The sequence below is a fragment of the Flavobacterium sp. genome (assembly GCF_020217025.1).
Taxonomy (GTDB): domain Bacteria; phylum Bacteroidota; class Bacteroidia; order Flavobacteriales; family Flavobacteriaceae; genus Flavobacterium.
Map to the genome: position 1 here is coordinate 1 of NZ_JAIWOF010000166.1, position 10,000 is coordinate 10,000.

General features: G+C 33.4%; 13 protein-coding genes. 4 read left to right on the forward strand and 9 right to left on the reverse strand.

Annotated features, from left to right (window positions below; genetic code table 11):
* Positions 1 to 152: 152 nt before the first annotated feature.
* From LDL23_RS08390 to LDL23_RS08400, 3 genes are all read right to left on the reverse strand, one after another.
* Positions 153 to 1,373 carry a DUF1015 domain-containing protein gene (locus LDL23_RS08390; RefSeq protein ID WP_291265295.1) on the reverse strand — a complete coding sequence of 407 codons (1,221 nt, stop codon included), beginning with the start codon at positions 1,371 to 1,373 and terminating at the stop codon, positions 153 to 155.
* A gap of 65 nt (positions 1,374 to 1,438) precedes the next feature.
* The gene (locus tag LDL23_RS08395; protein ID WP_194096202.1) at positions 1,439 to 2,329 is read right to left on the reverse strand and encodes a 3-hydroxyacyl-CoA dehydrogenase family protein; all 891 of its coding nucleotides are present in this window, start codon (positions 2,327 to 2,329) and stop codon (positions 1,439 to 1,441) included.
* Positions 2,330 to 2,355: 26 nt separating this feature from the next.
* Positions 2,356 to 3,327, reverse strand: a complete 972-nt coding sequence (locus tag LDL23_RS08400; protein ID WP_291265296.1) for a Gfo/Idh/MocA family oxidoreductase — start codon at positions 3,325 to 3,327, stop codon at positions 2,356 to 2,358.
* A gap of 143 nt (positions 3,328 to 3,470) precedes the next feature.
* On the opposite strand from LDL23_RS08400, the gene LDL23_RS08405 reads away from it, so the two are divergent.
* Positions 3,471 to 4,112, forward strand: a complete 642-nt coding sequence (locus tag LDL23_RS08405; protein ID WP_291265297.1) for a protein-L-isoaspartate(D-aspartate) O-methyltransferase — start codon at positions 3,471 to 3,473, stop codon at positions 4,110 to 4,112.
* Here LDL23_RS08405 and LDL23_RS08410 read toward each other — a convergent pair whose 3' ends face one another.
* Together LDL23_RS08410 and smpB are read right to left on the reverse strand one after the other, a co-directional pair.
* On the reverse strand, positions 4,113 to 4,475 hold the full coding sequence (locus tag LDL23_RS08410; RefSeq protein WP_291265298.1) for a helix-turn-helix transcriptional regulator: 363 nt from the start codon (positions 4,473 to 4,475) through the stop codon (positions 4,113 to 4,115).
* A 10-nt stretch (positions 4,476 to 4,485) separates the two neighbouring features.
* A complete protein-coding gene (gene smpB / locus LDL23_RS08415) occupies positions 4,486 to 4,938 on the reverse strand; it encodes an SsrA-binding protein SmpB (protein ID WP_026726570.1) in 453 nt (150 codons plus the stop codon).
* A 140-nt stretch (positions 4,939 to 5,078) separates the two neighbouring features.
* Here smpB and LDL23_RS08420 point away from each other — a divergent pair, with 140 nt between their 5' ends.
* From LDL23_RS08420 to LDL23_RS08430, 3 genes are all read left to right on the forward strand, one after another.
* Positions 5,079 to 5,753: an OmpW family outer membrane protein gene (locus LDL23_RS08420; protein WP_291265299.1), complete on the forward strand. Its 675-nt coding sequence runs from the start codon at positions 5,079 to 5,081 to the stop codon at positions 5,751 to 5,753.
* A 173-nt stretch (positions 5,754 to 5,926) separates the two neighbouring features.
* The gene (locus tag LDL23_RS08425; protein WP_291265300.1) at positions 5,927 to 6,208 is read left to right on the forward strand and encodes a hypothetical protein; all 282 of its coding nucleotides are present in this window, start codon (positions 5,927 to 5,929) and stop codon (positions 6,206 to 6,208) included.
* Positions 6,209 to 6,226: 18 nt separating this feature from the next.
* Entirely contained in the window at positions 6,227 to 6,751 is a 525-nt protein-coding gene (locus tag LDL23_RS08430) for a hypothetical protein (protein WP_291265301.1), read from the forward strand.
* A gap of 24 nt (positions 6,752 to 6,775) precedes the next feature.
* Here LDL23_RS08430 and LDL23_RS08435 read toward each other — a convergent pair whose 3' ends face one another.
* Genes LDL23_RS08435 through LDL23_RS08450 form a run of 4 tightly spaced genes read right to left on the reverse strand, consistent with a single transcriptional unit; the run spans position 6,776 to position 9,755 of the window.
* Positions 6,776 to 7,339 carry a GNAT family N-acetyltransferase gene (locus tag LDL23_RS08435; protein WP_291265302.1) on the reverse strand — a complete coding sequence of 188 codons (564 nt, stop codon included), beginning with the start codon at positions 7,337 to 7,339 and terminating at the stop codon, positions 6,776 to 6,778.
* Positions 7,340 to 7,358: 19 nt separating this feature from the next.
* Positions 7,359 to 7,967, reverse strand: coding sequence for a DUF2238 domain-containing protein (locus tag LDL23_RS08440; protein WP_291265303.1), 609 nt, complete (start codon positions 7,965 to 7,967; stop codon positions 7,359 to 7,361).
* Entirely contained in the window at positions 7,968 to 8,471 is a 504-nt protein-coding gene (locus LDL23_RS08445) for a DUF4199 domain-containing protein (RefSeq protein WP_291265304.1), read from the reverse strand.
* Positions 8,472 to 8,510: 39 nt separating this feature from the next.
* Positions 8,511 to 9,755, reverse strand: coding sequence for an MFS transporter (locus LDL23_RS08450; protein WP_291265305.1), 1,245 nt, complete (start codon positions 9,753 to 9,755; stop codon positions 8,511 to 8,513).
* Positions 9,756 to 10,000: the final 245 nt, after the last annotated feature.

The window sequence follows — 10,000 nt, forward strand, 5'->3', positions numbered from 1 at the left end:
TTTTATGAATAGTTAATTCTTTCTCTTGCGAAAAACAAAAGTTAACAAACAATAAAAAGAATATTATTTTTTTCATTTTTATGTGATTTCTCCTCTGTCGAAATGACAAAGTTGTGTCTTTTTTCTTTTCTCTTGCTTCTTTTCTCTAAAAACTATAACTCATAAACAACCAAACCGCTTCTAAACTTCGGTTCAATATAGGTTGATTTTGGAGGCATGATTAAATTGTTATCGGCTAATGCTTTGATTTCGTTAATATCGGAAGGGTAGAGCATGAAGCCTACTTCAAATTCGCCTTCGTCAATTAAATCTTTTATAACGGATATCGATTGCTTTCCTGGAATGTAATCAATGCGTTCGTCGTTTCTTAAATCTTCGATTCCTAATAATGGGAAAAGGACTTTGTCGTATAAAATTTGAGCATCTAAATTATCTAAAATAGAAGCTTGCTGGTGATTTTCTTTTTTGTAGAACAAAGCGTAAAAACTTCCGTCCAAGTACATTCCAAATTCAAACTTGTTTTGGGGTTTCCAAATTTCTTGGTCTTTAGCCACAATGACGAAATGTTCTGATAATTTTTTAATAAAAGTATCTTTAGATAATCCATTCAAATCGCGAATCAAGCGGTTGAATTCGTAAATTTTCACATTACTTTCAGCAATTAAGAAACTCATGAAATAATTCAGATTTTCGTTTCCTAAATGTTTGTCTTGCTCGAACAACAATTCCGCCGAAGCCGAACGATGATGTCCATCCGCAATATATAAATTGGGAATATTTTCGAAATGTTCTTGCAACCAATCAACTTCACTTTGGGTATCAATTTTCCAAAGTGTGTGTTTTTCTTTATTGGTTGTCGAATATTCGTAAACTGGTTTGCTCTTTTTTCGTAACGCAATAAACGTATTGATTGCTACACTATCAGGATAGGTAATCAAAACAGGCTCGGTATTGAAATTGGTTTGATGCAGATAGTCTTTGAACAATTCTACGCGATATTGCAACGTATCTTCGTGCTTTTTGATGACGTTATTTTGGTAATCTTTCACCGAAGTTCCCGCAATAATTCCAGTAAAAGTCTGTCCTTTTGACTGGATTTCGTACAGATAAAAAACAGGATGTTCTTCTTCAATAAGAATTTGATCGTGTTTGAAATCTTGATATTTATTGGCAACGGCTTTAAAACGCTTTTCCCAAGACACTTTTTGCGCATTGGCATAAGCAGGATGAATCACATGTAAAAACGAATACGGATTGAAATCCAACCAAGCAGCAAGCTCAGCCGAACTATAATCGTCATAGGTTCTACAGGTTACCAATGCCACTTTATCTGGCGCTGGACGTACTGCTTTGAAAGGTTTTATTTTGGCCATTTTTGAGTGATTAGTAATTAGTGATTAGTAACTAGCTATTCACTAATTACTAATCACTTTTCACTTTATTTAGAAAATTGTTTCGAAACTTTCTCTGCTTTTTTGCTTTCTGAGTAATCGTAGAAACCTTCTCCAGATTTAACGCCTAATTTTCCAGCCATTACCATGTTTACTAATAACGGACAAGGAGCATATTTTGGGTTTTTGAATCCGTCGTACATTACGTTTAAGATTGACAAACAAACGTCTAATCCGATGAAGTCAGCTAATTGTAATGGTCCCATTGGGTGTGCCATTCCTAATTTCATAACCGTATCGATTTCGTAAACACCACCAACACCATTGTATAACGTTTCGATAGCTTCGTTAATCATTGGCATTAAAATTCGGTTGGCTACGAAACCAGGATAATCGTTAACTTCTGTTGGAGTTTTTCCTAATTTCACAGATAAATCCATGATGATTTTCGTAACTTCATCTGAAGTGTTATATCCACGGATGATTTCTACCAATTTCATAATCGGCACCGGATTCATAAAGTGCATTCCGATTACGCGCTCTGGATGAACTACGTTAGCCGCAATTTGAGTAATAGAAATTGAAGAAGTATTCGTAGCTAAAATTACGTTATGATCGCAAACTTCACTCAATTGTTTGAAGATGTTGAATTTCAATTGTACGTTTTCTGTAGCAGCTTCCACAACTAAATCACATCCTACAACGCCATCTTTAACGTCGGTATACGTGATAATATTTCCGATAGTTTTATGTTTGTCTTCTTCGGTGATACTTCCTTTAGCTACCATTCTGTCAAGGTTTGCAGCGATAGTTGCCATTCCCTTTTCTAATGATTTTTCTGAAATATCGATTAATTTTACGGTAAATCCGCTTTGCGCGAAAGTATGAGCAATTCCGTTACCCATAGTTCCTGCTCCGATTACTGCGATTGTGTTCATTGTTTTATTTTAGGTTTGTTTGGTTTTTATTTTCTTTCGTTCATGCACTCAATAATTTGATACGCCACACGAAGTGCTTCGGTACCATCTTCTAAAGTTACGATTGGAGTGGTATTGTTGTTGATGGCATCTGCGAAAGTTTCTAATTCGTCTAAAATAGCGTTATTAGCATCCACTTGTGGATTATCAAAGTAGATTTGTTTTTTTACACCTTCTGCATTTTGTAAAATCATGTCGAAATCGCCTGGAACTTCGGGTGCGTCTTTCATGCGGACCACTTCGCATACTTTATCCAAATAATCCACCGAAATGTAAGCGTCTTTTTGGAAGAAACGCGATTTACGCATGTTTTTCATGGAAATTCGACTTGAAGTAATGTTAGCTACACAACCGTTTTCGAATTCAATACGTGCATTCGAAATGTCGGGAGAATCTGAAATTACAGCAACACCACTAGCATTAACTGATTTTACTTTCGATTTTACCACACTCAAAATCGCATCAATATCGTGAATCATCAAGTCCAAAACCACAGGAACATCCGTACCACGAGGATTGAATTCTGCTAAACGATGCGTTTCAATAAACATCGGATTGTTAATTTTATCTTTCACAGCAGTAAACGCTGGATTGAATCTTTCCACGTGACCCACTTGCCCTTTTACATTATATTTATTTGCTAAAGCGATAATTTCTTCGGCTTCGGCAACAGTATTTGAAATTGGTTTCTCGATGAAAATGTGCTTTCCAGCTTCGATAACTTGTTTGGCACATTCAAAATGTTGCATCGTTGGTGTTACAATATCTACTACATCAACTGCAGCAATTAATTCGGCAATAGAATCGAATTTGTTATAACCAAATTCGGCTGCTACTTTATTGGCGTTTTCTTCAAAAGCGTCGTAAAAGCCAACTAATTCATATTTTTCAGATTGATTTAATAATCGCAAATGTATTTTTCCAAGGTGACCTGCACCTAAAACTCCCACTTTTAGCATAAAAAATTAATTTTATCAAAAGTACGATTTTAGTTGAAAGTGCAAAAGATTAAATTCCGAAACTTCTTAAAAAAGTTAGTTTATTTTCTGATTTGTTTTTTGAGATTTTAAAGCTATTTTTACCCAAACAAAATCATCCCAAATTGAAAGATACTAATAAACATCAAGGACTTAGAAATCAGTTGGTAAAGCAATTGGAAGAAAAAGGAATTACCGATAAAAACGTGTTAGCGGCTATTGGAAAAATTCCGCGTCATTTGTTTTTAGATTCTAGTTTTGAAAATTTTGCTTATCAAGATAAAGCGTTTCCAATTGAAGCGGGTCAAACTATTTCCCAACCTTATACTGTGGCGTTTCAAACGCAATTATTAGAAGTGGAAAAAGACCATAAAATTTTAGAAATTGGAACCGGAAGTGGTTATCAAACCGCTGTTTTGTGTATGATGGGAGCCAAAGTATATTCGGTAGAAAGACAAAATAAATTGTTTAAAATCACTTCGAATTTGTTACCTAAATTGAATATTCGACCAAAATATTTATCGTTTGGAGATGGTTACAAAGGTTTACCAGAATATGCGCCTTTCGACGGAATTATTGTGACAGCTGGTGCTCCGTTTATCCCACAACCTTTGATGGCACAATTAAAAATAGGAGGTAGGTTAGTAATTCCAGTTGGAGAAAAAGAACAAATCATGACCTTGCTGATTCGTAAAAACGAAACCCAATTTGAGAAACACGAATTTGGTGATTTTAGATTTGTGCCTTTACTTGAAAACAAAAACTAATTAGCGAAGGTTCGTTAATTTTTGTTTCAAAATTTCTAACTCGTCCAAGATGGAAGTGATTTCTTTTTCTTTAGAAGAATTACCGACTTCAATTCCTTTTTCTTGAAGAATTTCGGTGATGGCTTGAATGGCAAATGGATTTAAATCGAAGTTATGATCTAATTTCACTTTATACCAAGCTACTAATAAAGGTTTCAAATCGATTTCTAAAATTTGGGCAAGCGTTTGAATTTGTTTTTTGGTTGGAATACGAAATCCGTTTTCAAACTTACTAATCAAAGCTTGGTCGATTTTTGCGATTTCTGCTAACTTTCTGGTTGAAAGTTCTTTATCTATTCGAGCTTGTTTTAAAATTTCTTTCATAAAAGTATGATTAGAAACTTTTCTTAATTCGGTCGATATCGCGTTTGGTATCTTGTTCTTTTAACGATTCACGTTTGTCGTAATTCTTTTTACCACGACATAGCGCAATATCTAGCTTTGCTAACCCTTTTTCATTGGTAAACAAACGAAGCGGAACAATGGTTAGTCCTTTATTATCAGAATCTTTATCGAGTTTTTTTAGTTCGCGTTTATTCAATAATAATTTACGCTCACTTTTTGCTTTGTGATTGTAATGCGTACCATATAAATATTCCTCAATGTGTGAATTAATTACGAATAATTCGCCATCATGAAATTCGCAAAAACTTTCAGCAATAGAAGCTTTTCCGAGACGAATTGATTTGATTTCGGTTCCGGTTAAAACGATTCCAGCGGTATATCTGTCTAAAATTTCGTAATCGAATTTAGCTCTTTTATTAAGTATGTTAACTGTCTTTTGCATAAGGACCACAAATGTAAATTAAAATTACAGTATTAAAAAAAGATAATTACAGATTAATATTTTTTAATCTATGATTTATATCAGTTTTTAGGGTTTTACATCTGAATATCTTTGACTCATAATTTTAAACTAAATAAAAAATGAGAAAAATAGTTTTTGCTTTGATGGCAATGTCATTAATGACAGTAAATTTTGTAAATGCACAAGACAAAGAAACAAAAGAAGAATCAAAATCAAATGAATTTAAAAGATGGCAAGTTCGATTAAGAGCAGTTGGAGTTGCTCCAGATGAAAGTGCTAAAATTGGTATTATTGGGGGTGATGTTGCAATCTCGAATGCTTTAATTCCTGAATTAGACTTCACTTATTTCTTTACAGAACATTTTGCGGCGGAATTAATTTTAGGAACTGCAAAACATGATGTAAAAGCTGTTAATACTGCTGCTGGTAATGTAGATTTAGGAAGTGTTTGGTTATTGCCTCCAACATTAACGGCTCAATATCATTTTTATACATCAGATAAAAAAGTTTTCAAACCTTATATCGGAGCTGGTGTAAATTATACTTTGTTTTACAATGTTAAATCAGGTGCAGTTGCCGATGTAAAATATGATAATGCATTAGGATATGCAGCTCAAGTAGGTTTTGACTTAATGTTAGATGATACATTTTTCATAAACGTAGACGCTAAACGTTTATTTTTAAGCACTGACGTAACGGTTGACGCTTCAAATTTAGCTCCTGGATTGAGTATTCCTGCTACAGTTGACATTGATCCTTGGTTGTTTGGTGTTGGTGTTGGAATGAAGTTCTAAAAGCTTATCGGTTAGTTTTAATCTTAAAGAGATTACTCTAGGGTAGTCTCTTTTTTTTGGCATGTATTTTAAAGTTAGCTTAAATAATGCTTAAGCCCTGAAATAAAAGAGAAAAAAGTAATTTTATTTAGTTTTTTTTTATAATTTTATTTGACTAACCTAACTAATGAACTATGAATACAATATTTGAATTAATCGACAAAGAAATAATTACATCTTTAAATTTTCCAAAAGAAGATGTATTAGAAGATAAAGAAGATATCGCGGAACGCAGAAATGATTTAGATAGAGCACTTTCTTTGGGTAACCTAGAGCATGTTAAGATTAAAATTTATTTTGAAGATGACATGTCAAAAAAAATGGTAGAAACTACTATTTGGGGAGTTACAGATAGCCGAGTTATTTTAAAACAAGGTGTTGTAATTCCAGTAAATAGGATACATAAAATTGTTTAATTTAATATTTGATTTCTTATGAAAAAAATCGCTCTTTTGGGTTTATCCCTATTATTTACATTAGGTTCTTTAGCACAAGAAACTAAAACAACAAAAGAAGCTAAAAAAGCTACGACAGAAAAAGCTGAAAAAAATAAAAAAGAAGCTGAAAAGAAAAAGAAAGAGGCAGAAAAGAAAGCGACTTCAGTAAAAAAAGATTCTAAATCGAAAGCAGATGAGGCTTCTGCAAAAGGCAAAGCTACTGCAACCACTTCTAAAGCAAAAGCCACTGCAAAGCAAGAAGAAACGAAAGCAAAAGTTGATGCTAAAAAAGCAGAAACTAAGGCAAAAGTAGAAACAAAAAAAGCTGATGCTAAAACAAAAGTAAAGAAAACTGAAGCTGAAGAAAAAGAAGACTTAAAAGAAACGACAGCATCTAAGATAGCTGAGAAAAAAGTAAAAGATAAAGTTACTGGAGAATACAAAGGAAAAAAAGTATTTACAGGTCCAAGAGGCGGTAAATATTATATCAACAAAAACGGTAATAAAACCTATATCGACTAAATTAAAAATCCCGAGAAATCGGGATTATTTTTTGTTAAAATTTCGTTTTAAAAGTCCGTAAATTACGGTATCTGTAAATTCATTGTTGTAATAAAAGTTCTCTTTAAAATGAGCTTCTTTTTCAAAACCATTTTTTTGTAAAACGCGCTCTGATGCAATGTGTCTAGAATCAATAACAGCTTCAATAGAATGAAAATTTAAGGTATTGAAAGCATAATTTAATAGCGTTTTAACTGCTTCTGTAACATAACCTTTTCCGTTGTGTTCAGGTACAATCATGTAACCTAATTCGGTTCTAAAATGTTCAGGTTGTGTTCGATAAAACCCCATAATCCCAATGCACTTATCGCTTCCTTTTTCGGTTACAGCCCAATTGATATCGAGATTTTCGTCTATTTTATCGTTAATGATTTTGATGTGATTCAAAGCATCTTCAATATTTGTAGCGAGTGGTCTCGGAATAAATTTCATGGTTTCAGGATTGCCTCGAAGTGCTAAAACTTCTGGAGCATCTTCATTGGTTAGCTTTCTAAAACGCAAACGTTCCGATTCTAGTATCGGAAAAGGAGAGAAGTTGAGTTGTAACATTTTTATAGTTTGTATTTTTTTATTGAGTTTGAAATTGCTCTTGAATAGCCTTGTCTTGTTTTTTACTGAAGAAAATCAACATACAAATAGCGCCAATGGTTGCATACAGCATATCCGATTGTGTGTCCCAAACGTAGCCTTGTGTTCCCAAAAACGCATCGCCACCTTCCCCAGTACACAAAGAAACACCCCATTCTAACCATTCGTAAGCGGCACTTATTGCCAAACAAACCGCTACAATGATGAAGTTGAAGAAACTTTTGTTAGAAATAACATTTTTACGAATGAATAATTCTCGCACAATCATAGCTGGAACAAAGCCCTGAGCAAAATGCCCAACTTTATCGTAGTTGTTTCGAGTTTGATGAAACGTTTCTTTTATCCATTCAAAAGGTGGAACTTCTGCATAAGTATAGTGTCCGCCAAGGAATAAGATGTAGCAATGAATGAGAATAAAAAAGTACGTAAAATTGGTAAACTGAAAACGCTTAAAGGTAAAAGCTAAAATTGCGAATCCAATAATGGCAGGTAAAACCTCTAAAAACCAAGTAAAATATTCTTTTGGACAAATTCCAGAGATTAATAATCCGACAAAGAATAATAGAGAATAAAGTTGTAGTTTTTTCATTTAGTTAATTTGGCTTTTCTTTAAAATTAAAGCACTTATTAACGAAAATACAATTCCTAATGGAAATATTTCCATATAAGTTAATAATATAACCATAATGGGACTTTTATACATTTCTTTAAAGGAATTCATATCTTCGGTTACTTTAGCTACTTCATCTTGACTTGCTTTTGCAATAGCCATATCCGTATAATGTTCTGCAAAATTTGGGAAGAAATTATAAAAGATAATTAGCCAAACTACTACATAAATTGTAGAAATAATTAACGTAATCCAAAAACCTGTTAAGAATGCTTTTCCAAGAGAAATGAAACCATTATTTGCATCTCGTTGTTGTTTAATTCCTAATACCACAAAGATGAAAGCAAGAAGCATTCCGGCAAAACCAAAAAACATACTTACTTCTTTTTCTGGATTTGCTTTCATGTAGAAAGTAACAGATAGTAATAATGCAGAAACAATAAGGCTTCCAAATATTCCATTTTTTAAAACAATATTGTTCATGGTGATTAGTTTTTGGTTAGTGAATCAAATTTAATGAAATTATTCGATGAAATCTAAATCTTTATTATGGGTTTCTGAAATAGTTAGGGTAGAGTAAATGCCTAACCCAAAAGCAAACAAACCCACTATGGCAGCTGCCGTTATAACGCCATTATTGACTTTTAAAGCATCAAAAGCTAATAACATAACAGGAACTAATCCACGAACCATATTTGGAATAGTGGTGGTTGCGGTACTTCTAATATTGGTTCCAAATTGTTCTGCTCCAACCGTTACAAACATGGCCCAATAGCCAGTGCCTAATCCTAACCAAGCACAATAGAAGTAGTACATGTTTTCCGATTTTGTTCCTCCAAAAAGCATTAAAACAACTCCTATAATGGTGAATAACATCATATAAAAAATCGCTTTTTTTCGAGAATGTAGCCAATGCGAAATAAATCCACTTGCGAAATCTCCAATAGAAATTCCAACATACGCCCACATAATAGCCTTTCCAGGTTGAATATTTTCAATTCCCATAACTACAGCAAATTGATTCGCCATCACCGCTAAAATTCCTATGCAAAACCAAGTAGGTAAGCCAATGGCAATACATTTCATGTATTTCACGAAACGATTCCAATTGGTAAAAAACGAAAAGAAATTCCCTTTTTTAATATCGGAATCATGTTTGATGTCGTTATAAATTCCAGATTCTGCGACACTGATTCGCAACACTAAAAGCATTAATCCTAATCCACCACCAATGAAATAAGCTATTGTCCAATCACCAGCTAATTCTACTGTTAATTGCGCTACAACAGCTCCAAGTAAACCAAATCCTGCCACAATTGAAGTTCCAATAGCACGCAATTGTTTGGGTAACGATTCCGATACTAAAGTAATTCCAGCGCCTAATTCACCAGCTAAACCAATTCCTGCAATGAATCGCAACCAAGCATATAACATGGTTTTATCTTCTACTGGAAAATGAGGCAAAAATCCGCAAGCAATATTCGCTAAAGAATACACTAAAATGGAACCAAACAAAACGGAAAGTCTTCCTTTTTTATCGCCCAAAACGCCCCAAAGAATTCCGCCTAAAAGCAAACCTACCATTTGGTAATTGAGAATCATGGTTCCAGCCGTATCCACATCTAAATTCATGTCTTTTAAGCTGGGAACACGAACAATTCCAAAAAGTAGTAAATCGTAAATATCTACAAAGTAGCCTAAAGCCGCTACAATAACCGGAAACGATAATAAATGTTTTAGTTTTTCTTGGGTTGTAAATTCTTTCATTGGGTTGCATTTGTTTCAAAAATAGAAAAATAATTGGTTATCAGATAAAAAAAGAAACACCGATTCAAAATTGAACCGGTGTTTCCCAAACTAAAACAAACTTAACCCATTATAAACCCATGGATTGGGGTATGTTTTGTGAATTTATTTTACCAATTCACTTTGATTTCTAAATACTAATTGACCGTCAAAACAATCTAATAGAATAATGCTATCAGTAGTCACTTTTCCAGCTAATATTTCTT